Here is a 21,577-nt window from a genome sequence, read left to right as displayed (position 1 = left end):
GCTTGCCACTCTGGCGGGCGGCACGTTCTGTTTTCTGCAGAATGCTCCCGGACACTCAATGCTGATAACCAATACAGGTTCGCGGGAGTTATTATGTCTCTGATTTACAACGCGCTATTTCCACCGCCCCGATGCGCACGCTGATCCTCAGCGTGCACCTGTCTGCTGCGCGTTAAACCTGACTTCGCATTTTCAGTCAGAGATTACGCCATACAAATTCACTGGCTCACTTTTATCTGGTGCGGGATCGTCACGCTTTTTATTAATTAAAAGCGCGTCATCTTTTTGCCCGATAATTGCGGGTTCAGCGTGCTGATTAATTATCAGGCTCTCTGTTTATTATGCGTCTGGCGCAGGATAGCGCTTGCCTGAATAACACCATCGGGGTGTCACATGAACAATATGAAATATAATCTGCAGCGGAATAACCGGAAAAAGGATCTGCAGTCGCCGCGTTACCGTATTGAACAGGAAGCAGGCTTTACTGCGGATGAAACGCTGGTACGGCTGTGCAGTCAGGCTACCGGCCTGACCGAAGAAGAAGCTGCGGCACGCCTGCGCCGCTATGGCCCTAACGATGCCCGGCATATTGACGCGCCACCGGCGCTGCTGCAGCTGCTGCAGGCGTTCAGTAATCCATTTATCTATGTGCTGATGGCGCTGGCCGCGGTGAGTTTTTTTACTGACTACTGGATCCCGCGGCGGCAGGGCGGGGAGACCGACCTGACCGGGATCGCGATTATCATCACTATGGTAACGCTGAGCGGATTACTGCGTTTCTGGCAGGAGTTTCGCACCAGTAAAGCAGCCCAGGCGCTGAAATCGATGGTGCGCACTACCGCAACGGTGATACGGCGTACGTCGCTGCAGGCGTCGCCGGTACGCAGGGAAGTAGATACCGGCTCGCTGGTGCCGGGCGATATCGTTTGTCTTTCCGCGGGCGATCTGGTGCCGGCCGATCTCCGCCTGCTGGAGTCGCGCGATCTGTTTATCAGTCAGGCGATCCTGACCGGCGAGTCGCTGCCGGTAGAAAAATATGACGTCACCGGCCATGTCACCAGTAAAGCGGCGGGCGGATGCGAACAGAGCGCGTCGCTGCTTGAGTCAGGCAGCATCTGCCTGATGGGCACCAGCGTGGCCAGCGGCTGCGCAAAAGGGGTGGTCGTCGCCACCGGCAGCGATACCTATTTCGGCAGTCTGGCAAAATCGCTTACCGGTAAACGCAGCCAGACGGCGTTCGATCGCGGGGTAAACAGCGTCAGCTGGCTGCTGATCCGCTTTATGCTGGTTATGGTGCCGGTGGTACTGCTGCTTAACGGCTTCACCAAAGGGGACTGGCTGGAAGCCTCTCTGTTTGCGCTGGCGGTCGCGGTGGGTCTGACGCCGGAGATGCTGCCGATGATTGTCAGCTCTAATCTGGCAAAAGGGGCTATCGCCATGTCGCGGCGCAAGGTGATTGTGAAACGCCTGAACGCGATTCAGAACCTGGGCGCGATGGATGTGCTGTGTACGGACAAAACCGGCACGCTGACGCAGGACAACATTACGCTGGCACAGCACGTCGACTGCGCCGGGGTGGAGAACAGCCGCGTGCTGATGCTGAGCTGGCTCAACAGCCTTTATCAGAGCAGTACCGCGAATCCGATCGATCGCGCCATTCTGCACTATGGCGGCGCGCGCCTGGGCAGTGCAGTCAGCGACGCGTGGAGCAAAATCGATGAGCTGCCGTTTGATTTTGTCCGGCGGCGCGTGTCGGTCGTGGTACACAACCGCCGGCTTAATCAGCAGCTGCTGATCTGCAAAGGTGCCGTTGATGAGATGCTCAGCATCGCGGTGGCAGAGCGTGAGGGCAGGCTGATTCAGCCGCTGGATGAGGCCCGGCGCGCGGAGCTGCTGGTGCTGGCGCACGGGTATAATCAGCAGGGTTTTCGCGTGCTGCTGGTGGCAAGCCGCGTACTTAAAGAGCCGGGTCTGCAGCAGGCGCTGAACGTTGCGGATGAGCAGAACCTCATTATAGAAGGGCTGCTGACGTTTCTGGACCCGCCTAAAGCCAGCGCCGCGCCGGCGGTCAGCGCGCTGCGCGATAACGGCGTCGCGGTAAAAGTCCTGACCGGAGATAACCCGGTGGTGACCGCGCGCATTTGTGCAGAGGTGGGTATCGACAGCGGCGCCATCGTAACCGGTGAGCAGCTGGCGCGGATGAGCGACGAGCAGCTGGTACAGGCTGTGCAGCAGAGCGCGGTGTTTGCCAGACTCACGCCACTGCAGAAGGCGCGCATTGTGACGGCGCTGCAGCAGCAGGGGCATACCGTCGGCTTTCTGGGCGACGGCATCAATGACGCCCCGGCGCTGCGCGCGGCCGATGTCGGGATCTCCGTAGACAGCGCGGCGGATATCGCCAAAGAGTCCTCCGATATCATTCTGCTGGAGAAAGATCTGCTGGTGCTGGAGGAGGGGATCATCAAAGGGCGCGAGACCTTCGGCAATATCATCAAGTACCTCAACATGACCGCCAGCTCTAACTTTGGCAACGTGTTCTCGGTGCTGGTCGCCAGCGCGTTTATTCCGTTTCTGCCGATGCTGGCGATCCACCTGCTGATTCAGAACCTGATGTATGACATCTCGCAGCTGGCGATGCCGTGGGACAAACTGGACAAAGAGTTTCTGCAGAAGCCGCGCAGGTGGGACGCGCGTAATATCAAACGGTTTATGCTGTGGATTGGGCCGACCTCCTCCCTGTTCGACATCACCACCTTTGCGCTGATGTGGTATGTGTTTGCCGCGAATACACCAGAGATGCAGTCGCTGTTTCAGTCGGGCTGGTTTGTCGAGGGGCTGCTGTCACAGACTCTGGTAGTGCATATGCTGCGCACCCGCAAAATCCCGTTTATTCAGAGCCGCGCCGCGCTGCCGGTATTGCTGACCACCGCCTGCGTCATGGTCGCCGGGATCCTGCTGCCGTTCTCATCGCTGGGAGCCAGCATCGGCCTGACGCCGCTGCCGTGGTCCTACTTTCCGTGGCTGGTGGCAACCCTGTGTGGTTACTGCCTGGTGGCGCAGGGCATGAAAACCCTCTACATCAAACGTTTTGGTCAGTGGTTCTGATCTGCAGGAGGAGCGATGAAAAAGCCGGAACTGACAAAGGTGGTCTGCCACCTGGTGTTAATGATGACGGTGATTACCGTGCTAACGTTAGTGTTACGTTAGTTCATCGCGGGCAGCATACGCTGCCCGTTTCGCTATTTGTCCGGGAGAAAGGTATGAGCCAGTCACAACGCGCGTTGATTATCGGTGCTTCAAAAGGGATCGGGCTTGCGGTGGTACAGCAGTTTTTACAGGCGGGCTGGGACGTGACCGCCACCTTCCGCCGCACGGCGGTCTCATACCAGCACGAGCAGCTGCGCTGGCTGGCGCTGGATATCACCGACGGCGCGGCGCGTGCGGCGCTGCTGCAGCAGTTACAGGGTGAGCAGTTTGATGCGGTGCTGATCAACGCCGGCATTTTTGGCCCGGATGTGCAGCAGCTGCAGCAGGCAGAGGATGCGGAGCTGAGCGAGCTGTTTCTCACTAATGCGGTAGCCCCGGTGCGGCTGGCGGAGAGCCTGCTGCCGCTGCTGCGTGATAAGCAGAGCGTGGTAGGGATCACCACGTCACAGCTGGCGAGCCTGAATGAAAACCGCGTCGCCGCGATGCCGCTCTATTCGGCCAGCAAGGCGGCACTCAATATGCTGAGCCGCGCGCTGGCAAAAGAGATGCGGCCGCAGGGGGCGACGCTGCTGTCGCTGCATCCGGGCTGGGTGAAAACCGATATGGGTGGCGAGAACGCCGATATCACAGCGGAAGAGAGCGCGGCAGGGCTGGTTACGCAGCTGCAGCGCTATCGCGGCAAGGGCGGTCATCACTACCTTGATTACAAAGGTGACGCGCTCGCCTGGTAATGTTTCGGGCCGGTTTACGCGTCGTCAGGCGCGTAATACTGCACCCCGATCTCAATGCGTTCGCGGCCGCCGGCCACGCGGTGACGGTTGGTATCGCGCAGTGAATAGATGCAGCCGCAATACTCCTGCTGATAGAAGCGCTCGCGCTTGCTGATCTCAATCATGCGCGACGAGCCGCCGCCTTTACGCCAGTTAAACTCCCAGTAGAGCATATCCGGATAGTGCGCCGCCGCCCGCACGCCGCAGTCGTTAATCTGCTTCATATCTTTCCAGCGTGAAATCCCGAGCGAACTGGTGATCACCGGAAAGCCGTGCTCGTGCGCGTAAAGCGCGGTGCGTTCAAAGCGCATATCGAAACACATGGTGCAGCGTACGCCGCGTTCCGGCTCCCACTCCATGCCGCGCGCGCGCTCAAACCAGTTATCTTTGTCGTAGTCAGCATCCACAAACGGCACGCCAAACTGCTCAGCAAAGCGGATATTCTCCTCTTTGCGCAGCTCATACTCTTTCAGCGGATGAATATTCGGGTTATAGAAGAAAATGGTGTAGTCGATGCCGGAGGCGAGCATCGCTTCCATCACTTCGCCGGAGCAGGGCGCACAGCAGGAGTGCAGCAGCACTTTATTGTGTCCGCCGGGCAGCGGCAGCGGCTGACGTGTGAAGGTTTCAGACATAAGTAACCGTTAAGCTTGCAGAGAATAGGCGTAGTGTAGGGAGTTATGGTGCCGGATGCAAAATGCGACAGCGGAAAAACAAAAAGGCCGCAGAGCGGCCTTTTTATCACAGCAGTGCAGCTTACTCGCTGACTTTCTGTTTCAGATCGCTGGCACCTTCTTTGGTTTTGTTCCAGCCTTTCTGTGCGCCTTCTTTGGTCGCATCCCAGCCTTTCTCAGTCCCTTCTTTGGTCTTGTTCCAGGTTTTCTGGGTGCCTTCGCTGGCTTTGCTGGTCATGCTGTCGCTTTCGCCTTTCGCCGCGTGCTTCGCTTTAAGACGCTGCTCTTCGCCCTGATGCTGCGCCTGATGCAGTTTCTCTTTTGCGGTGTTAGCGCCAGCCTGAGCGTTAGCGACCGTATCGTCAGTTGCGTGTGTAGTAGCCGCAAACGCGGAAGAAGCCAGCAGGAAAGCAGATACAGCAATAATGGTCTTTTTCATCATAGTCCCTCATTTAACGTATTTGGTGATATGAGCGTAGTTAAGAGTGGCACACTGAGCAACGTTGCGCTCCAGGATAAAACTGTAAGTGAATGAAAACGTGCTGAGGGGTTAGGTTAGCTGTGAAAGTAGCTGCAGGGTATTGTTGCTCAGGGGCCGGTTTTGAAATGGTGAATGCAGGTTTTGGGGTGATTTATGGTTTGGATAAGTGGGGAAGTCGTATGGGGGGATAGATAGGGAAGAAAATGAAAAGTGCGGTATGGTAAGCCTGGGTTGATAAGCAGCAGGTGCAAAAGCCTGAAGGATTTAGTCGTGCAGGCTTTCGGCTGGCGGAGTCTGAATTCTTACCCCAACTTGCTGTATTAGTGTGTTTTTTATGAATTCAACTTTGGTTGGTATACCTAAGCGTATACCAATGCCGTTTCGTCTGTGGCTTTTGACAGCTGGTAAGTTAAGAATGTATGAAACTAAATAGACAGGTTGTCTTCAGAAAAAAAAGATTTTATGAAAAAGTGTTCACCCTGTTCACCTTTGATTTTTATTTTTAATAATCATAATCTTATATGGTGATTACTTAGATGGGTACTCTTCACCACTCTTCACCCGAGGTGAACACTATTCCCCTTCAGACGTAAAAGTATGATGGCAATGTTTGGATTTTCGTCCACTGCGGAAGATGGCCGGTTTCACTGCTTGGCTGAAAAGAACCTATCGCCTACGTTGCAAGTCGGCTTTGAGCGAGAAGCCGACATTGCTAACAGCGTTCTATGTGAACCAGCGGGGCACAGGTCACGTAATGTTTAAAAATCCACCATTTCTGGCATAATGAAAATACAATGTAATTCATGTAAGGATGACATACATGTTGAATCTTATCGTGGTCGGTAATCCCGATTATCACAGTTTTTTCTCTGACAATATCGGTGAAGCGTCTTTTCCGGTTTCGCGGCTTTTTGAATCCACCCCTGACTCACTCAGAAATAAACTGCTCCCCCTGACCAGCAAAACCTATCAGTTTCTTCAGGAACTGCCGGTCATCTTTATGACAGAGCCAGAGTTTGAAGTTGATGAGGAAGACAATACAGGCGGTTATTACAGCCATATCCGCATTGGAAGAATAAGTAACATCAGAGCAACAACTATAAACCGGGAAAAAGTTCTGGCTTTTAACTATAAGTTAACCGGTTTAATCGGCAAAGAGTTCTTAACCAGTGAAAAAGAATACGTCAGGAAGCTGGAGCTAGGCAGCTTTGGGCTGAACAGAAATTTCTGGGCAGTCAAGGATATAGACGTTAAAGAGTTTTTCGATATATTAGGCCTCAGTGTATTAGCCCCTGAAGCTTCCGCTGCGGTTAAAACCGAAGCACCTGACAATAATGAAGACCTTGAGGTAATTTCGGATATCAATCAATATCTGGAAATCATACTGAATCATCCTCAGGAAAATAATGAAGAGGTGTTTTACCGGGGTCACTCCGACATCAGCTATCAGCTAGAACCTTCGCTGTTTCGCAAAAATACGCAGGGTAACTATCGCTACCGACATCACGAATCGGATATGATTACCGAGCTGCTGACGGTTCAACCCGCCGAGTTCAGAGATGACCGCTATATGCTGGATAAGCTTGTACGCATGCAACATTATGGCTTACCCACGCGCCTGCTTGACGTCTCAACTAACCCGCTTATCGCACTCTATTTCGCGTGTTCCAAAATCAAACGAGACAAAGATGGAAATGAAATTGATGGCAACGTCATTATATTAACAGCACCCAAAAGTGAAATTAAGTTTTTCGACTCTGATACTGTAAGTTGTATAGCCAACATTTCCCGGCTTCCATCACGTATCAAAAGCAACCTGAATACCAGCTTGGCAACTCAGGCATTTAATGCCACCGAAGAGTGCGGGCATTTGCTTCATCTGATCCGTGATGAGAAGTCCTATTTCAAAAGCATTATCGATCCAGCACATTTGAGTAAAATCGTTCTGGTTAAAGGGCGCCTCAGCAACGCCCGCATTTCTTCTCAGTCTGGAGCGTTCCTCTTATTTGGCGAAAACGTGGACCTGCCAGAAACGGGGCTAAGTACGCTGAACGTCAGAAAACTGGTGATTAGAAACAAGGAACGCTTGATGCAGCAGCTCACCCGCTTCGGCATCAACGAAAGTACGGTTTATCCGGGTATAGAGAAAGCTGCAACGGAAATCGCCAAACTCTACGATGGTCGGAGCTGATAACAGATAGGCATACGGTGCCACTGTATGCCTTCCCAGTGCTACCTGTCGCGTATTTCTTTTGGAAAAAGACGTACTCCTAATTAGAACGGAATATCATCGTTCTTAAAGGCATCATCAGAGATGAGTGCACCTTCGGGCAGAGGTATATTACTTACAGTATATAAATTAAGAATATCTTCCCGATCCATAAACATTATCTGGCTTCTTTTGCTGGCATCAAGTTTCTCGCCTAGCCAATTCCTCGCCTGTTTAGTAATTTCTCCGCCGGCAACAATAAAGGCATGATCTACCAGCACCTTTCTGTTTGTTTCCGGGTCAAATATTTCATGGCCAAGCATCATCAGTACCTGGTTGTGGATTTCTGCCACGTTTGAATTTGTAGCTTTGCTGACGCCGGACGCATCCAGCTTGCCTTTTTTTGCCTGAATGCCGAAATAAAGAACATGCTGAGTTGGCAGTGTGAACTTCATCCAGATGTCTTTCCCGTATTCCAACGCTTTATCTTTATGTCCCGCTGCTGTTATCCGGTGAAAACCGAGTTGCCGGAATAAAGGGAGGAGTACCTCTTCTATCAGTTCATCTTCAGAGCAGGTATCAAGAAAAACGGTCAGTAATGTTCTGCGCTTTATTTCGTGAGGCGTTAAGGGCCGGTGAGGATTACTACTTACTGAAACTGTTTTGGTGCCAATATGGCGTATATACAAAATATTATCGTCACCATAGAATGCCTCATAGCCTTCCCGCATCAATGGCTTGTTCAGTTCTTCAAGCGCTTTTGATCTTGCGGGATCGTCATCCATGGCATCTTCTTTTAACATTAAAGTCCTGAGTACATGAACAAACTTTTCCGGTAAAGTATGGGCCTTTGGCGGTGGCTCATTAAGAAGTTCTTCAAGCCTCTGGGCCGTCCATGCCCACCGCGTTGATCCGTCATGAATAACCTCCATGTCGCAGTCCTGGAAAAATTCAGTGATGCGACTGCTTGAGCGATACAGGAATGCCGTATTATCTCCGATGAGACATTCCGCGAGAGCCCTGAGATTTCTGTCCTTAAATTTCATGTGTAATAATCTCCCCCTGTTCAGTATATAGAATTAATTGTAGGCACCGTTTGTTCGGGTAACTGTTAGCGATTCCCTACTCATTACCACTAATTTACAAAAGAAACGCCCGAGGTAGTAATTGGGCGGGTATCACTGGTGGAACCTTCATACAGCAAGTGTATCCGCCATCATAATGATGTTAAAACGTCCCAGCTACGGGATTAACGGCCTCGCGTGAAGCAAACTTGATCCGGCGCGCTTTTTTCATTTTCTGAGGGCAGAAAAATCAAGTGACCCTTGCTCCTTGAACAACACTGATGGTTGTTAATTAATTCCGCTTATGGCACAAACCGGCTGGAGCCGGTTTGGTCTTTTCGTATGATTTATGCATCGCAGCGGGGCAGCCAGTCGGCCTCGCAGTCTTCACTCAGCTCCAGGCTGGTCTGGATGCCGTTCTTCGTCTTGCGCTTCAGCAGCTCAATCTCGTACTCCTTCAGCGTCTGCGGCACCGCCTGGCCGAAGGCAGTCAGGCTCATGGGATGCTGATGGCCTCTGGCCTCCATAAAGGACAGGTAGGCGTGATAGAGATAGCGACGCGGATTCATGGGGCGGATATTGGCGTTGCCGATAAACAGGCCCGTCGGCGTGCTCAGCGGCGTCAGGTAGCCGCAGAAATCGACCAGCGGGTCGGCGCTGCGCTTGATTTCCAGCGCCTCCTCTGACGACTGCTGCGCCTGTAACAGTTCGCGGGCGTCGTCCGGGCGGGTGAAGCGCTGCATCAGGTGGCGAACGATAACCGCCAGTTCACCGGCAATCTTTTCCAGCAGCTGCGGGTCGCGCTCGTTTGCCGGTATCACGTCCGGGAACGGCAGGATTACCCGGCGACGCGACACGCCGCCGCTGCGGTCGCTGAAGCGCATCGGGTTATTGTTTACCGCCAGTATCACCGCCGGGATATGCGTTGAATAGGCGTCGCGGTACTTCGGGTCAATCGCCACGGCGTCGCCGCCGGTTATCGCCTTGATGCCCGCGCCGTCGCCGCTCCACTTCTCCTGGTCCGGCAGGATTATTAAGGAGTAGCCCACGACTGAAGCCCGCTCGCGGGACGATTCCAGCGTGTCGATGGTGGCCGCCGTGGTGTTGTCCTCTCCGGCCAGCAGGCGGGCAATCGACGCCATCACGCTTTTCCCGCTGCCGCCGGGGCCGGTGACCTCAAGGAACAGCTGCCAGTCGTAGCGGTTTGCCAGCACCATAAATAACGCCGCGAGAATACGCTCCTGCTTTGCCTCATTGCGTCCGGCCGCCCGCGTCAGCCACTGCCAGAAGTTCGGGGCGTCGTCCGCCAGGTTCTCACCCGCTTTCGGCGTGGTGTAGTTGACGCTGTTGATGGTTCTGAGCCAGTGCTCTTTTTTGTGTGGGCCAAAGGTGCCGGTGGCGGTGTCATACACCCCGTTGCGAAAACCAATGAGCCGCCGGGCCGGTGCGCCCATCTGCGGCACCATCAGCTTGAGGGTGTCCACGATGCCGCCGATACCGGTTGCCGAGAACGGTGCGCGCACCTTCTGAAACAGCGCGGCAATCTCCCGGCTGAGCACGCGGTACGGCAGCACCTGCCACGCGCCGCCCTCGTAGCGGCACAGGTCTTCCCCCACCATTGGTACGGCCAGCGTGTTGAGGTAGTGTGCGGCCAGCAGCTCGGCCTTCTGGCTGGCGCTCATGGCCTTCAGGTCGGCCTCGCTTACCGACTCAAACGGGCTGAGCGCTTTCGGCTGCGTGAACGCGGTCAGCATGGCCTGAGTGGTCATATCACCTTCTGCCTGAAAGACGTCATTCCAGTCGCCGGTGACGGGCGGCAAAGCTGGTTTGCCGTTGCAGCGCTTTGCCGCCGCTTCGGCGCGCAGCTGGCCGGTGCCGTTCTCATCATTATCAGCGGCAATCATTATCATCGCGTCCGGGTATTCCGCGTGCAGGCGCTCAGCCAGCGCGGGCAGGTTGTTGGCGCTCAGGGCGACATAAACCGCCTGCCCGGTAAGCCGGTGCACTGTCAGGCCGGTGGCGTACCCTTCGGTCAGCCAGAGCGTGTCGCCGGGTTCGCCCAGGTGGTGGAATGCCTCCTTCACCTGGCCGCCCGCCAGCGTGCGTTTGATGCCTTCAGCGTTAACTAGCTGGGCGTTGACCGTGTTGCCGGTAAAGTCCGTCAGAGGCACAAGCAGGTCGCCCGGCTGATAGGTGGTATCGCTGATGCGCTTTGCGGCGGTCAGCGTCAGGGCGGATACATCAGCCAGACCTTTGGCGCTCAGGTAGGCGTTACCAGTGTTCGCTTTCGCACCGGCGACAAGCCGTGAAGCCTCTTTTGCGGCGTTAAGGCGCGCCCGCGCCTTTTCTTCGTCGATTTTCTCCTGAGGGGTAACCGGCTTAGCCGGCAGCATGCCAATCAGCCCGGCTACCCGGCAGGCGGCCTCCTTTGTGTTCACGTCCAGCGCCTTTTCAACCAGCGCCAGCCCGTCGCCCGCGCCGCACTGATTGCACACCCACGTGCCGCGCCCGGCCTGATTGTCAAAGCGAAAGCGGTCTTTGCCGCCGCAGACCGGGCACGGCGAGTGCTGACCGGCGGCGTTGATGCTGATACCCAGCGCGGGCAGCAGCTGCGGCCAGTGACCGGCGGCGGCGCGCACGGTGTCGGTGACGATATGTTTCATGCGGCCTCCTTAATGCAGCGTGGCTTTTGAAGTGGCCAGGCGGCCGCACAGCAGTTCGTCCATCATGGTTTCCCCCATGAGCGTCAGCCGCGGCGCGGCGACCAGCACATCAGGCTGTACCATTTCGCTGAGCATGGTGCAGGCCATGTCCATGCCGTTCTCCGGGCCGTACTTGCGCACGTAATAGCTTTCCAGCTCCAGCGCGATGGTCATCTGCACCTCATCAAGCGAGGCGGAGACAGCGAGGCCGTAGCGTTCGCAGGCGGTCAGGTAGCCCTGGGCAACGGCGCGGCGGTAAACAGCGGTACGCACCTCAACGGGCAGGCAGGACTGATTATTAAAATTGTTAGTTGTCACGGGAGACCTCCATATCGTTAAGCATGACGGATTCACAGGTGCTGACCACCTTACCCAGCTGGTCGGTCAGCAGCGCCACCACGGACGCCAGCGCGTTGCCGTCGGGGCCGTCCTTACGGTTGCCGGAGCACTCGATAACGTCCAGCATGTCGAGCACGGTCACGCCCACGCTGTGGGCATGCTGAAGGCGCAGGAAATCGGCGTGCGGAATGGGGTAGCTGTCGTGGTTATTGAGCCGGGCGGACAGGGTATTCATGCGGCCACCTCGCAGAACGGCCGGCGTCCGGCAAAGGACAGCACGTAATCGCGGGCCAGCAGTCGGCGGGCGGCGGATTCGGTTTCGGCGGTGGTGCGCAGCATGCAGGGACGGGCGGCGGTATCGGCGCGGCGCACGGCGGCAAAAAGAAAGGTGAACTGCATGCGTGCAGAAATGAGGGTTGCGGCCATAGTGGCTGACTCCTTTGTTAGCTTGTAAAAGCTACCACCGAAGTTCTCACGCTTGGGTGGCAGCCCGGACGGGGGTGAGAAACCGGCAACAAAGGAAACCGGCCAGCCCGAAGGCTGCCCCGCCCGGGCCACCATTATTAAAGCGGCACAGCGGCACAAGAACCGCTGCCCGATAAATGGGTGCACTGAGGCGATGACACAAAAAAACACGCGTGGCGCGTGCTGTGTCGCCTTTGTTTTGCTCGGGTTCTCACGCCCGGCTACCGATTTTGCGGCAGCGGGAAAACAGTACACCGGCGGCTCGCCAGAAAAAAGCCTTTTTTTACGCATCGGGCCTTTTTCCTCAGCAATCGGTCAGGACGTGATCGGATTGCGGCGGATTTGATCGGAAGTTCTCACTTTGCTCACCTCTGTTCGCCTTTGCGGGCTTCGGCTTTTCGGTGAGCACGGAAATATGGCCGTGGCGGCCGCTGTTAAATGCGGGCAGCGTGGATTTTTTGCCAGCGACGGCGGAAAGCAGGCTTTCGGCCACGTACACGGCCTCTTCCTGGCTCAGCGGATAGGTTCGGGAGCCGAAGTTAAGCTTAATCATGCCGCACCTCCGGCACGCTGTGCGATGCGGGCCTGCATCCAGTCGTCAATCTCCGACGCCAGCCAGGCGACGTTCTTGCCGCCCAGCGAAATCTGTGACGGAAACTGCTCGCGGCAGATTAAGTCGTAAATGGTGGAGCGTGACAGGCCGCAGGTGCTGATAACTTCCGGCAGGCGCATAAAGCGGTCGCGGGGGTAGTGCAGGTCGTTCACGGACGGCGTTGCCGGGGCGGGTTGTGGAGCGGTGGAAAGCATGGTGTTACCTCGTTTTGTATCCGGGCGGCGCTGGCCGGTTCCGGTCGTGTTGTGCTGGTAACCCCCTATTGTGAGAATATTTTTGCCCGTGTAAACAAGCCGCCGTCCGGTGGTAAATGAGCAAAAAAGCGTTCTGTTACACCCTGTTTGCCACCGTATGCCAAAGAGTGCCAGAGAGTGCCATTTATAAAAAACTGACCGGAAATTCAGATTCATTAATAGCTAAAAACTCTAAAAAAATGCTCGCCAGAAAAAGGCGGTTTCAAAACCGGGTGAACAGTGGTGAACACCCGGTGAACAGTTAATTCTGAAGTGTTCACCCCTTTACTTACTGTATTTATTATCTTTTTTCTTAAGGTGAAGAGTAGTGAACAGTTTTATATAAAATTAAAAGCTCAGCAGGGGCTGTCAGGTCAGAATGTAACCGTGTTTGCTGAGCGACAGGCAGACAGCAATGAAATGATTTGTCCGGTGGTGAACGACAGAATAGCGACATACTTTACAGACAGAGAGAAAAGCTATGAGCACCCCGGAAAAGAGCGGCACCCTGGCAGCCTTTGAGCAGGCCCGTACCGCCCATCTTGAAAAGATGAAAGAGTACAATGCCATCTGCGACGATATCACCCGCTGCACGAAAGAGCGTGAGGCGGCCATTGAGGCCGGAAAGGAAGCTGAAACTAACTGGCGGATGCGCTTTCGCAGCCTGCGTGGCAACCTGACCGACGAGCTGAAGGCGGAGCACAGCCAGCGCATCGCCAGCCGGGAGCTGGCCGACGAGTTTACCGGGCTGATTGACGAGCTGGAGCTGGATAAGCAGTTTGCGATGATTGGCAGCTGCAATACCGGCCTGTCATACATCGATTCGCACCGGGCAGCCTTTAATGAATTTGCCGATGCGACCTGGCAGTCGGCGCTGCGTAACGTCAGCCCGTCGCTGCTGTGGGCCATCCGCCTGCGCCTTCAGCGTGAGAAGGTTAATCCCCGTGACGACGACGAGCGCAGCGACGTACAGGTCGTGGCGGAGCTTATCGGGAATGCGCTGACCCGTGCGGCCGCTGCGCTGCCCGAGAAGATGCTGACGGAAGCACCGGTGCTGGAAAATATCGGCCTGTGGCGCCCGGCGCTGACCGGCGTGGATATGAAGCTGTACAGAAGTCCGTTATCCCGGCAGATTCTCATTAAGGCGCTGCATGAGAAACGCGCCAGGCTGAAAGGGGGCAACGCCAAATGATGCACTGTCCGTACTGCAAAAGCCCGGCGCACGCAAGGTCGAGCCGTTATATGTCTGAACAGGTTAAGGAGCGCTATCACCAGTGTACCAACCTCGACTGCTCCTGCACCTTCAAAACGAATGAGAGCATTACGAAAGTGATTACCGCGCCGCCGCAGCCCGAACCGGTCCCCGCAGTAAACCCGGAGCCGGTAAAAGAGCGCCAGACTATCGGCCGCTACGGTTTATCCTTCCGTACCCTCCATTAACCACAATGGCCGCTGAAACAGCGGCTTTTTTGTTGCCGCCTTTCGTCCTTTCAACGCCTTTTTCTGGCCAGCCCGGGTTGTAAATAGCGATGCATGCATAAGGTGCATGGATTTGCATGCAAAATGCGGGACTACTGACACCCTTTCAACCCACGCCCGGCGCGGTTTTGCCCAGCTCATGCAACTGCATAAAAAACGATGCATAAAGCGGGCAGGCGAGGCGGGGGTAGCATTGCGCGCGGGGAAGTTTCGCGATATCAGATAAGAATGAAGTTCGCTAACATGTGTGTTTAGTCAATTGCTTTTTTTCCTAAAAGAATTATCTTATAAGCCCTATTAATCATTTGAGCCAAAGGAATGTTTAGCATGCAAATAGTATCGATTATTAACTATAAGGGTGGCGTTGGAAAAACGACCGTTACATCTAACTTGGCAGCAGAGCTCGCTTTTAGAGGAAAGAAAGTATTGCTTCTGGATATGGATGCTCAGGCTAGCCTGACATTCTCTTTTTTAACCCCAGACTTTTGGGACAAAAATCTTAAAGAAAACAAAACTATTAAAAACTGGTTTGACTGCATTAGCCAAGGCGAGCAAACAATGCCTTTATCAGAATTAATGATAAGGCCAGAAGTAGTTAACAGGCGGTTGAGTAAAAATGGTGGGTGTATAGATTTAATTTCGTCTCACTTGGGACTAATCAACGTTGATTTAGAATTAGCAACATTATTAGGAGGGGCCAGTCCAGCGCAAACACAAAAAAAATATTTGAAAGTGCATGGAAAATTGAGAGAGGAATTACAGTCCTTAGGCAGAGAAATGAGTTACGATATTGTGCTAATCGACTGTCCGCCAAATTTCAATATTGTAACGAAAAATGCTTTGATCGCCTCTGATAAAATTCTTATACCAGCAAAACCAGATTACTTGTCAACTCTAGGTATAGACTATCTTAAAAGAAGCGTTTTTTCTTTGGTTAAAGACTTCAATTTCTATGCTGAAAAAGATGAGGAGTTTGAAGCTGCTGCCCCTCAAATATTGGGCGTTGTGTTTACAATGATCCAGATAACATCCGGACAACCGATATCGGCGCAAAAACAATATATAGCTCAAACTAAGCGTCTCGGCGTGCCAGTTTTTGATACTATGTTTCGCGAGAATAAAACTATTTTCTCTGATGCCCCTAGAAGTGGCATACCAGTAGTATTAGTTGGGTATTCTAATCCAACTTATTCTGATATCGTTGCCGAGATAGAAGATTTTGTTGAAGAGTTTAATGAAAAGCTTGGAGAATAATAATGAGTGAGTTCAAAAACTTTGCGATAGTATTTAAAGAATTACAAGATGCTTTGAGTTACCTTACGGAGTCAGAATTTGAAAAAATTGCTTCTGGATCGTATCAATTATCTATCCGACTCCAAAAGAAAAAAATAAGCACAATGAATGATAAAGTAGAAAAGGCAACTCCTAACTATGAAAGTATATTGAATGCTTTATCAGCAATAACTAACCGAGAGGATGGTGTAGAATTTCTTAATTCTCACTTCAAAACAAAATCTGAAATGGAGCGTTTCGCACGGTCAATTGACGTTGCAGTAATGAAAACTGATAAGCTAGATAGAATTAGAGACAATATCATTGAGTCTACCATAGGGGCTCGATTAAGATCAGAAGCAATTCAGAATAAAAGTTAACACTATTTATACCTCAACAGTAAAACACCCACTGGGCTAATTAAACTATAGCCCAGTGAAAATTTACTTCACGATTAATACGTAAAAGAACTGAATTTTTCATTTTCATAAAATTGTATTTTTATGCAGGTATATGATGGTTCGCTATTATTTTTTCAAGTGCTGGTAAGAAGTTGATAAAGTCATTCAAAAAAAGTTGATGTTATAACTTTAAGAGGTCACAAATGATAATAATAAATTACTGGTTGCTGATTTTAACGAAGTTCCCCCACCAGTCCATTAATTTGTACCTTTTTTCTAAATAAGTAGAGCGGTTATAGGCTCTTCTAACCTCATTTCTATCGGTATGAGCTAAAGCTGCTTCAATTACATCGGCATTGAAACCCTGTTCATTTAACGCTGTACTAGCAATAGAACGTAATCCATGTGCAACAAGTTTCCCGCCATAGCCAATTCGCTTTAAAGCAGCATTTGCCGTCTGACTGTTCATTGGTTGCTTAGGATCATTCCTGCTAGGGAATAGATGTTCACGATGAGAACTGATAGGCTTCATCACGTCCAAAATCTCTAATGCCTGAGATGATAGAGGGACAACGTGCTCTCTTTTTGCTTTCATTCGTTCGGCTGGAATCGTCCAGAGCTTTGCATCAAAATCGATCTCTACCCACCGAGTACCGGAAGCCTCAGAAGGGCGCACAAGCGTCAGGAGCTGCCATTCAATTAGGCAGCGAGTGGGAACGGATAGATTCGACATCATTAGCGAACGCATAAGCTTTGGCAGTTCTTCTGGCCGCAGCGTCGGCATATGCTGCTTTTTGGGCTTCTCAAACGCCATTCCGATGCCAGATGCAGGGTTAGCATCAATCAGCCCGGTATTAACCGCATAAATCATAATCTCATTGATACGCTGAACCAGACGACGAACGGTTTCAAGAGCGCCTCTAGCCTTAATCGGCTCTAAGGCTTCAACCAGCTTGCGGGCTTTGATTTCCTGCACGGGAATCTCGCCAATGGCAGGAAAAACATCTTTCTCAAGAGAACGCCAGATATCCTTAGCGTAATCCGGCGTAACGCTGGCTTGTTTCAAAGCAAACCAGTTAGCGGCCAGGGTTGAGAAAATGCTGTCTAGCGCAATCTGCTGTTGTTCTGTTACCTGCTCGGCCTGCAATTGCGGATCGATGCCATTAGCCAACAATGAGAGGTAATCAGCGCGCAGGCGTCTGGCATCTGCCAGTGAAAGGGCAGGGAAGGCACCCAAGCCCATCATGGTGCGCTGCTTTGTAGCTGGTCGCTGATAGCGAAAACGCCAGAGCTTCTTTCCGGTGGTTTTTACCACCATGAAAAGTCCATCGCCATCATGCAGCGTCAAATCTTTATCAATGGCTTTGGATCGGAGAACTTCTGTGTTGGTGAGAGGGCGCGTAGTCCTTGCCATAAAGGCGTTCCTTCGTGAATTGGTATACGTTTTTAGGATACATCTTACCGTATACCAATACGTATACCAATAATCACTGGATTTAGCCGGAACGCTGCGGACTATTGCAGACACAAAAAAGCCCGCTAAGGCTTATGCCATGCGGGCTTTCCGTACTTCACCGGACGTATCCGGATCAAGATTTGGTGGAGCTGGCGGGAGTTGAACCCGCGTCCGAAATTACTACACCGTCGGTACTACATGCTTAGTCGGTCTTTACATTCGCCTGGCAGCTGCGGACAGACACGCCACTGACAGACTAGCCTGATTGGTTTTAACGCTTCAACCCCAGGCAGGGCATCCACGCGATCTCTTTTGGGTTTGACCTCTCTTGATCCCCGTCCTAAGAGCGGAGGCTAGGGAGAGAGGACACCTTCAGTTTATTAAGCTGATTAAGCTGCGAAAGCAACAGGTGCGTAGGTTTCGTCGTTTGCGACTATTTTTTTGCGGCTTTTTACGAGGCAAACCGCCCCTCGGCATGCACCTTGGGTTTCGCGAATCCCGTCGAATCCAGAATCAGCCCCAAGTTCTAAAACTGTAGCGCAAATCTATAAAAGAATCCAGTGCTTAACGGCTGGCGCTCTTCATAATTCGTGCTTTATCCATTTTCCACTCGCGATCTTTGATATCAGAGCGCTTATCGTGCTCTTTCTTACCGCGTGCGACGCCGATTTTGAGCTTGGCCCAGGCGTTTTTCCAGTAGAGCGAAAGCGGTATGATGGTATAACCGTCGCGGTTAACGCTGCCAAACAGTGAAGCGAGCTCGCGCTCTTTCAGCAGCAGTTTGCGGGTGCGCGTAGGGTCGCATACCACGTGCGTTGAAGCACCGATCAGCGGCTGGAACGTGGCGCCAAACAGAAACGCTTCGCCGTCGCGTAGCATGATATAGCTTTCGCTGATATTGGCTTTACCGGCGCGCAGTGCTTTGACTTCCCATCCCTGTAACGACAGACCCGCTTCGAACTCCTCTTCGACGAAGTATTCGTGGCGCGCGCGTTTGTTGAGGGCAATGGTGGCTGAACCGGGTTTGTGAGCTTTTTTCTTTGTCATAGTGCGGCGTAGTCTACATTACTCAGTTTGTGGGCGCATCCCCATGTCCTGCGGGGCGGTAAAAAACATCCTATTTTAGCACAGCTGGCAAAAGCATGAATTTTTGTTTAATGGCCTAAAATGGTACAATTCAATGGTTTTGTGACCAACAGGAACCCTTATGGCTCAGATTAGCCGCTCAGCGCTGGTCCCCTATAGCGCTGCACAGATGTACCAGCTTGTGAATGACGTGGATGCCTATCCTGAATTTCTTCCTGGCTGCACCGGCAGTCGCGTGCTGGATAACAGTGGTCATCAGATGACCGCTGCGGTCGATGTCTCAAAAGCGGGCATCAGTAAAACCTTTACCACGCGTAACACGCTGACTGATAATCAGAGCATTCATATGCAGCTGGTTGACGGCCCGTTCCGTAAGCTCACCGGCGGCTGGAAATTTATCTCGCTGGGTGATGACGCCTGCAAGGTTGAGCTGAGCCTCGACTTTGAGTTCACCAATATGCTGGTTGAGATGGCATTCGGGCGCGTGTTTAAAGAGCTGGCAAACAGCATGGTGCAGGCGTTTACCCAGCGTGCCAAAGAGGTCTATCGTGACTAAGATCCGTGTGGAGGTGGTTTATGCGCTTCCGGATAAGCAGTATCTGCGTGAGGTTACGCTGGAGCAGGGCGCCACGGTAGAGCAGGCGATAGAGGCATCGGGCCTGCTGCAGCTGCGCCGCGATATCGATCTGGCAAAGAATAAAACCGGGATCTTCAGCCGGCCGGTTAAGCTTGGTGACACGGTTGAAGAGGGCGATCGGGTTGAGATCTACCGGCCGCTGATTGCCGATCCGAAAGAGCTGCGCCGCCAGCGTGCTGAGCGTGCTGCCACGAAGAAATAGCTGACGTTGAGCATTAAAAAAGGCGCCCCGGGCGCCTTTTTTATTGTCATCAGCTTAATTATCTTTCTGGCCAGCGAGCCGCGGCTTGTTATCAATGTTCGTCAGGACACCGCTGCGATCAAAGGTCAGCGTCAGCGTCTGCTGCTTCACGCGCTCGTGACCAGGCTCCTGGCGGAAAATGTAATACCAGACGTTGCTGCCAAAGGGATCATGCATCATCGGGGTGCCCAGCGTATAGGCTACCTGCTGCTGCGTCATGCCGGTGTGGATCTTGGCAACATCGTTAGCGGCCAGGTAATTCCCCTGATTGATATCCGGACGATAGACAACGCGCTCCAGCGTGGAGCATCCGGCGGTTGTCATCAACATTACCACTGCCGCAGCAGTCAGCGTCTTAAAGCGCATCTGTACATTCCTTTTTTCGGGCCAAACGCCTTTCAGCAGGCAGTTTTGTTGCCATTACATTCTGAACTCTGCACGCGGCAGGCTTTTATTATGGCGATATCACTGCCGATGATAATAGACCTTTTCCCGGTTGGGAACCTCTACAGAGCATGCATATGACCATCAGGCCGGAAAAAAGTGCGGTCTCAGGCTGCTAAAAGTTCTTTAGCGTTCGCCAGCGTGTTACGCGTGACTTCGCTGCCGCCTAGCAGACGAGCCAGCTCCTGCAGACGTGCCCGCTTATCCAGCGGCTGCATATGCGTTTCCGTCATCGCGCCGTCGGTCTCTTTGCTGACAAAGAAGTGCTGATGACCGCAGCCAGCAACCTGCGGCAGGTGCGTTACACACATAACCTGCGTCGACTCACCCAGCTGACGCAGCATCTTGCCGACAACAGCAGCAGTAGGCCCGCTGATACCGACATCCACTTCGTCGAAAATCATGGCCGGGGTTTCCATCTTCTGCGCGGTGATCACCTGAATAGCGAGCGCGATACGCGACAGCTCACCACCCGAGGCGACTTTACCGAGCGGCTGCAGCGGCTGGCCGGGGTTGGTTGTCACCCGGAAATCGATGCGGCTGGCACCTTCGGCCGTCAGCTGATCGGGATTGAACTCCAGCACAATCGCAAACTGCCCGTGCGGCATCGCCAGGGTACGCATGCTTTGCGTAATGAGATCGCACAGCTCCTGAGCAGATTTTTCACGCTGATGATGCAACGCTTCAGCGCAGGTGATAGCGGCTTTGTGATGCATTACCACATCATGCTGCAGACTCTCCTGATCGCTCTCCTGCTGCGACAGCAGCTCCGCCTCTTCCAGCAGCTGCTGATGCAGGGCCGGCAGCGCTTCAGGCGCAACGTGATGCTTGCGCGCCAGTGCAATCTGCCGCGACAGCCGCTGCTCCAGCTCGTAAAGGCGATTGGGATCAAGATCGAGACGTTCGCAGTAGTGACGCAGTTCGTCGCTGGCTTCGCTCAGCTGAATCGCCGCTTCTTCCAGCAGGTTAAACACGCCGCTGACTTTATCATCCAGCGAGACCAGCTCGCTGAGCATGTTGCGGGCGCTGTAGAGCAGGCTCTGCAGGTTGGTATCTTCACCATCGGCAAGAATATGCAGCGCCTGCTGGCTGGTAGAGAGCAGCTGTCCGCTGTTAGCGAGACGCTTGTACTCTTCGTCAATCTGCTCATACTCTCCCGCCTGCGGGGCAAACTCGTTCAGCTCTTTCAGCTGATACTGCAGCAGCTCGCGGCGCGCTTCACGCTCCTGCGACTGCTGCTGATGCTGCGCCAGCACACGGCAGCTGTGATGCCAGCGCTGGTAGTGCTGACGCATCTCCGTCAGCAGCCCGTCATGCGCCGCGTAAGCATCAAGCAGATGCTTCTGATGATCGGTTTTCAGCAGCAGCTGATGCGCGTGCTGACCGTGGATCTGAATCAGCAGCTGGCCCAGCTCGCGCAGCTGTGAGAGCGGTACGGCCGTGCCGTTGATGAAGCCGCGCGAGCGACCATCCGCGCTGATAACGCGACGCAACAGGCACTCATTACCGTCATCCAGCTGATTATCAACCAGCCAGCGCTGCGCTGACGGCGATAATTTCAGCTGAAAGCGGGCACAGATATCAGCCCGGCTTGCGCCCTGACGCACCATATCCGCTTCCGCCCGTCCGCCGAGGCAGAGGCCCAGCGCATCAATGGCAATAGATTTACCTGCGCCGGTCTCACCGGTGATCGCTGTCATACCGCGATGAAAGTCGATCTCAAGCTCACGAACGATTGCGAAGTTACTGATGGTCAGTTGTGCCAGCATACAATCACCTGTATAGAAAAACAGATATGGTTTTT

23 protein-coding genes and 1 other RNA gene are annotated in these 21,577 nt (G+C 53.3%); 10 read left to right on the top strand and 14 right to left on the bottom strand.

The genetic code is table 11. The annotated features are described in order from the left end of the window. Positions 1 to 393 precede the first annotated feature (393 nt). Positions 394 to 3,105: a magnesium-translocating P-type ATPase gene (gene mgtA / locus C1Y41_RS09500; RefSeq protein WP_104085315.1), complete on the top strand. Its 2,712-nt coding sequence runs from the start codon at positions 394 to 396 to the stop codon at positions 3,103 to 3,105. A gap of 155 nt (positions 3,106 to 3,260) precedes the next feature. Beyond that, positions 3,261 to 3,938, top strand: a complete 678-nt coding sequence (locus tag C1Y41_RS09495) for an SDR family oxidoreductase (RefSeq protein ID WP_104085314.1) — start codon at positions 3,261 to 3,263, stop codon at positions 3,936 to 3,938. Positions 3,939 to 3,952: 14 nt separating this feature from the next. On the opposite strand, the gene C1Y41_RS09490 is transcribed toward C1Y41_RS09495, so the two are convergent. Next, positions 3,953 to 4,612, bottom strand: coding sequence for an epoxyqueuosine reductase QueH (locus C1Y41_RS09490; protein ID WP_065648639.1), 660 nt, complete (start codon positions 4,610 to 4,612; stop codon positions 3,953 to 3,955). Positions 4,613 to 4,733: 121 nt separating this feature from the next. After that, a complete protein-coding gene (locus tag C1Y41_RS09485; RefSeq protein WP_065650428.1) occupies positions 4,734 to 5,090 on the bottom strand; it encodes a hypothetical protein in 357 nt (118 codons plus the stop codon). An 862-nt stretch (positions 5,091 to 5,952) separates the two neighbouring features. On the opposite strand from C1Y41_RS09485, the gene C1Y41_RS09480 reads away from it, so the two are divergent. After that, positions 5,953 to 7,323: an FRG domain-containing protein gene (locus tag C1Y41_RS09480; protein WP_104085313.1), complete on the top strand. Its 1,371-nt coding sequence runs from the start codon at positions 5,953 to 5,955 to the stop codon at positions 7,321 to 7,323. Between the two features lie 83 nt (positions 7,324 to 7,406). Here C1Y41_RS09480 and C1Y41_RS09475 read toward each other — a convergent pair whose 3' ends face one another. The 7 genes from C1Y41_RS09475 to C1Y41_RS09445 all read right to left on the bottom strand — a co-directional run bounded on the left by C1Y41_RS09475 (position 7,407) and on the right by C1Y41_RS09445 (position 12,718). After that, a complete protein-coding gene (locus C1Y41_RS09475; RefSeq protein ID WP_233207417.1) occupies positions 7,407 to 8,273 on the bottom strand; it encodes a hypothetical protein in 867 nt (288 codons plus the stop codon). Between the two features lie 479 nt (positions 8,274 to 8,752). Beyond that, complete coding sequence (locus tag C1Y41_RS09470) at positions 8,753 to 11,068, bottom strand: primase-helicase zinc-binding domain-containing protein (RefSeq protein ID WP_104085311.1); 2,316 nt, start codon at positions 11,066 to 11,068, stop codon at positions 8,753 to 8,755. Positions 11,069 to 11,077: 9 nt separating this feature from the next. Beyond that, positions 11,078 to 11,425: a DUF5375 family protein gene (locus C1Y41_RS09465; protein WP_104085310.1), complete on the bottom strand. Its 348-nt coding sequence runs from the start codon at positions 11,423 to 11,425 to the stop codon at positions 11,078 to 11,080. Then, positions 11,415 to 11,681, bottom strand: coding sequence for a hypothetical protein (locus C1Y41_RS09460; protein WP_104085309.1), 267 nt, complete (start codon positions 11,679 to 11,681; stop codon positions 11,415 to 11,417). The genes C1Y41_RS09465 and C1Y41_RS09460 overlap by 11 nt, the downstream gene beginning before the upstream one ends. Next, positions 11,678 to 12,202 (bottom strand): host cell division inhibitor Icd-like protein, encoded by a 525-nt coding sequence (locus C1Y41_RS20445; protein ID WP_104085308.1) that lies wholly within the window; start codon positions 12,200 to 12,202, stop codon positions 11,678 to 11,680. Before C1Y41_RS20445 ends, C1Y41_RS09460 begins: the two co-directional genes overlap by 4 nt. A 13-nt stretch (positions 12,203 to 12,215) precedes the next feature. After that, positions 12,216 to 12,464, bottom strand: a complete 249-nt coding sequence (locus C1Y41_RS09450; protein WP_104085307.1) for a hypothetical protein — start codon at positions 12,462 to 12,464, stop codon at positions 12,216 to 12,218. Further along, the gene (locus tag C1Y41_RS09445) at positions 12,461 to 12,718 is read right to left on the bottom strand and encodes an AlpA family transcriptional regulator (RefSeq protein WP_104085306.1); all 258 of its coding nucleotides are present in this window, start codon (positions 12,716 to 12,718) and stop codon (positions 12,461 to 12,463) included. The genes C1Y41_RS09450 and C1Y41_RS09445 overlap by 4 nt, the downstream gene beginning before the upstream one ends. 116 nt (positions 12,719 to 12,834) lie before the next feature. Between C1Y41_RS09445 and C1Y41_RS19900 the strand changes: the two genes are divergently transcribed. The 5 genes from C1Y41_RS19900 to C1Y41_RS09425 all read left to right on the top strand — a co-directional run bounded on the left by C1Y41_RS19900 (position 12,835) and on the right by C1Y41_RS09425 (position 15,888). Continuing rightward, on the top strand, positions 12,835 to 13,023 hold the full coding sequence (locus tag C1Y41_RS19900) for a hypothetical protein (protein ID WP_146065233.1): 189 nt from the start codon (positions 12,835 to 12,837) through the stop codon (positions 13,021 to 13,023). A gap of 215 nt (positions 13,024 to 13,238) precedes the next feature. Then, positions 13,239 to 13,949 carry a hypothetical protein gene (locus C1Y41_RS09440; RefSeq protein WP_104085305.1) on the top strand — a complete coding sequence of 237 codons (711 nt, stop codon included), beginning with the start codon at positions 13,239 to 13,241 and terminating at the stop codon, positions 13,947 to 13,949. After that, positions 13,946 to 14,197, top strand: coding sequence for an ogr/Delta-like zinc finger family protein (locus C1Y41_RS09435; RefSeq protein WP_104085304.1), 252 nt, complete (start codon positions 13,946 to 13,948; stop codon positions 14,195 to 14,197). Before C1Y41_RS09440 ends, C1Y41_RS09435 begins: the two co-directional genes overlap by 4 nt. Before the next feature lie 366 nt (positions 14,198 to 14,563). Further along, a complete protein-coding gene (locus tag C1Y41_RS09430; RefSeq protein WP_104085303.1) occupies positions 14,564 to 15,490 on the top strand; it encodes a ParA family protein in 927 nt (308 codons plus the stop codon). Positions 15,491 to 15,492: 2 nt separating this feature from the next. Then, the gene (locus tag C1Y41_RS09425) at positions 15,493 to 15,888 is read left to right on the top strand and encodes a hypothetical protein (RefSeq protein ID WP_104085302.1); all 396 of its coding nucleotides are present in this window, start codon (positions 15,493 to 15,495) and stop codon (positions 15,886 to 15,888) included. A 238-nt stretch (positions 15,889 to 16,126) separates the two neighbouring features. Here the strand turns inward: C1Y41_RS09425 and C1Y41_RS09420 are convergent, their stop codons facing one another. The 3 genes from C1Y41_RS09420 to smpB all read right to left on the bottom strand — a co-directional run bounded on the left by C1Y41_RS09420 (position 16,127) and on the right by smpB (position 18,412). Continuing rightward, positions 16,127 to 17,323 (bottom strand): integrase domain-containing protein, encoded by a 1,197-nt coding sequence (locus tag C1Y41_RS09420; protein WP_104085301.1) that lies wholly within the window; start codon positions 17,321 to 17,323, stop codon positions 16,127 to 16,129. A 183-nt stretch (positions 17,324 to 17,506) separates the two neighbouring features. Continuing rightward, positions 17,507 to 17,886: a transfer-messenger RNA gene (gene ssrA / locus C1Y41_RS09415) on the bottom strand. A gap of 43 nt (positions 17,887 to 17,929) precedes the next feature. Beyond that, complete coding sequence (smpB, locus tag C1Y41_RS09410; protein ID WP_065648644.1) at positions 17,930 to 18,412, bottom strand: SsrA-binding protein SmpB; 483 nt, start codon at positions 18,410 to 18,412, stop codon at positions 17,930 to 17,932. Positions 18,413 to 18,572: 160 nt separating this feature from the next. Between smpB and C1Y41_RS09405 the strand changes: the two genes are divergently transcribed. Together C1Y41_RS09405 and C1Y41_RS09400 are read left to right on the top strand one after the other, a co-directional pair. Further along, the gene (locus tag C1Y41_RS09405; RefSeq protein ID WP_039379733.1) at positions 18,573 to 19,007 is read left to right on the top strand and encodes a type II toxin-antitoxin system RatA family toxin; all 435 of its coding nucleotides are present in this window, start codon (positions 18,573 to 18,575) and stop codon (positions 19,005 to 19,007) included. Next, positions 18,997 to 19,290: an RnfH family protein gene (locus C1Y41_RS09400; protein ID WP_199181690.1), complete on the top strand. Its 294-nt coding sequence runs from the start codon at positions 18,997 to 18,999 to the stop codon at positions 19,288 to 19,290. The genes C1Y41_RS09405 and C1Y41_RS09400 overlap by 11 nt, the downstream gene beginning before the upstream one ends. A 54-nt stretch (positions 19,291 to 19,344) precedes the next feature. Here the strand turns inward: C1Y41_RS09400 and bamE are convergent, their stop codons facing one another. Together bamE and recN are read right to left on the bottom strand one after the other, a co-directional pair. Beyond that, on the bottom strand, positions 19,345 to 19,695 hold the full coding sequence (bamE, locus tag C1Y41_RS09395) for an outer membrane protein assembly factor BamE (RefSeq protein ID WP_104085299.1): 351 nt from the start codon (positions 19,693 to 19,695) through the stop codon (positions 19,345 to 19,347). A gap of 185 nt (positions 19,696 to 19,880) precedes the next feature. After that, on the bottom strand, positions 19,881 to 21,542 hold the full coding sequence (gene recN, locus C1Y41_RS09390; protein WP_094111712.1) for a DNA repair protein RecN: 1,662 nt from the start codon (positions 21,540 to 21,542) through the stop codon (positions 19,881 to 19,883). Positions 21,543 to 21,577 lie beyond the last annotated feature (35 nt).

It is taken from the genome of Pantoea sp. ICBG 1758 (assembly GCF_002928325.1).
In the GTDB taxonomy this organism is placed as follows: domain Bacteria; phylum Pseudomonadota; class Gammaproteobacteria; order Enterobacterales; family Enterobacteriaceae; genus Pantoea; species Pantoea eucrina.
This window is presented reverse-complemented; position numbering and strand designations above follow the sequence as displayed.

Bases quoted from the DNA above. Each gene is read 5' to 3' on its own strand.
- C1Y41_RS09480 (WP_104085313.1), top strand. From the start codon at position 5,953: ATGTTGAATCTTATCGTGGTCGGTAATCCCGATTATCACAGTTTTTTC.
- C1Y41_RS09490 (WP_065648639.1), bottom strand. From the start codon at position 4,612: ATGTCTGAAACCTTCACACGTCAGCCGCTGCCGCTGCCCGGCGGACAC.
- C1Y41_RS09445 (WP_104085306.1), bottom strand. From the start codon at position 12,718: ATGCTTTCCACCGCTCCACAACCCGCCCCGGCAACGCCGTCCGTGAAC.
- C1Y41_RS09435 (WP_104085304.1), top strand. From the start codon at position 13,946: ATGATGCACTGTCCGTACTGCAAAAGCCCGGCGCACGCAAGGTCGAGC.
- C1Y41_RS09440 (WP_104085305.1), top strand. From the start codon at position 13,239: ATGAGCACCCCGGAAAAGAGCGGCACCCTGGCAGCCTTTGAGCAGGCC.
- C1Y41_RS20445 (WP_104085308.1), bottom strand. From the start codon at position 12,202: ATGCGTAAAAAAAGGCTTTTTTCTGGCGAGCCGCCGGTGTACTGTTTT.
- C1Y41_RS09420 (WP_104085301.1), bottom strand. From the start codon at position 17,323: ATGGCAAGGACTACGCGCCCTCTCACCAACACAGAAGTTCTCCGATCC.
- C1Y41_RS09405 (WP_039379733.1), top strand. From the start codon at position 18,573: ATGGCTCAGATTAGCCGCTCAGCGCTGGTCCCCTATAGCGCTGCACAG.
- C1Y41_RS09425 (WP_104085302.1), top strand. From the start codon at position 15,493: ATGAGTGAGTTCAAAAACTTTGCGATAGTATTTAAAGAATTACAAGAT.
- recN (WP_094111712.1), bottom strand. From the start codon at position 21,542: ATGCTGGCACAACTGACCATCAGTAACTTCGCAATCGTTCGTGAGCTT.
- smpB (WP_065648644.1), bottom strand. From the start codon at position 18,412: ATGACAAAGAAAAAAGCTCACAAACCCGGTTCAGCCACCATTGCCCTC.
- C1Y41_RS19900 (WP_146065233.1), top strand. From the start codon at position 12,835: ATGAGCAAAAAAGCGTTCTGTTACACCCTGTTTGCCACCGTATGCCAA.
- bamE (WP_104085299.1), bottom strand. From the start codon at position 19,695: ATGCGCTTTAAGACGCTGACTGCTGCGGCAGTGGTAATGTTGATGACA.
- C1Y41_RS09495 (WP_104085314.1), top strand. From the start codon at position 3,261: ATGAGCCAGTCACAACGCGCGTTGATTATCGGTGCTTCAAAAGGGATC.
- C1Y41_RS09450 (WP_104085307.1), bottom strand. From the start codon at position 12,464: ATGATTAAGCTTAACTTCGGCTCCCGAACCTATCCGCTGAGCCAGGAA.
- C1Y41_RS09470 (WP_104085311.1), bottom strand. From the start codon at position 11,068: ATGAAACATATCGTCACCGACACCGTGCGCGCCGCCGCCGGTCACTGG.
- mgtA (WP_104085315.1), top strand. From the start codon at position 394: ATGAACAATATGAAATATAATCTGCAGCGGAATAACCGGAAAAAGGAT.
- C1Y41_RS09485 (WP_065650428.1), bottom strand. From the start codon at position 5,090: ATGAAAAAGACCATTATTGCTGTATCTGCTTTCCTGCTGGCTTCTTCC.
- C1Y41_RS09430 (WP_104085303.1), top strand. From the start codon at position 14,564: ATGCAAATAGTATCGATTATTAACTATAAGGGTGGCGTTGGAAAAACG.
- C1Y41_RS09475 (WP_233207417.1), bottom strand. From the start codon at position 8,273: ATGGAGGTTATTCATGACGGATCAACGCGGTGGGCATGGACGGCCCAG.
- C1Y41_RS09460 (WP_104085309.1), bottom strand. From the start codon at position 11,681: ATGAATACCCTGTCCGCCCGGCTCAATAACCACGACAGCTACCCCATT.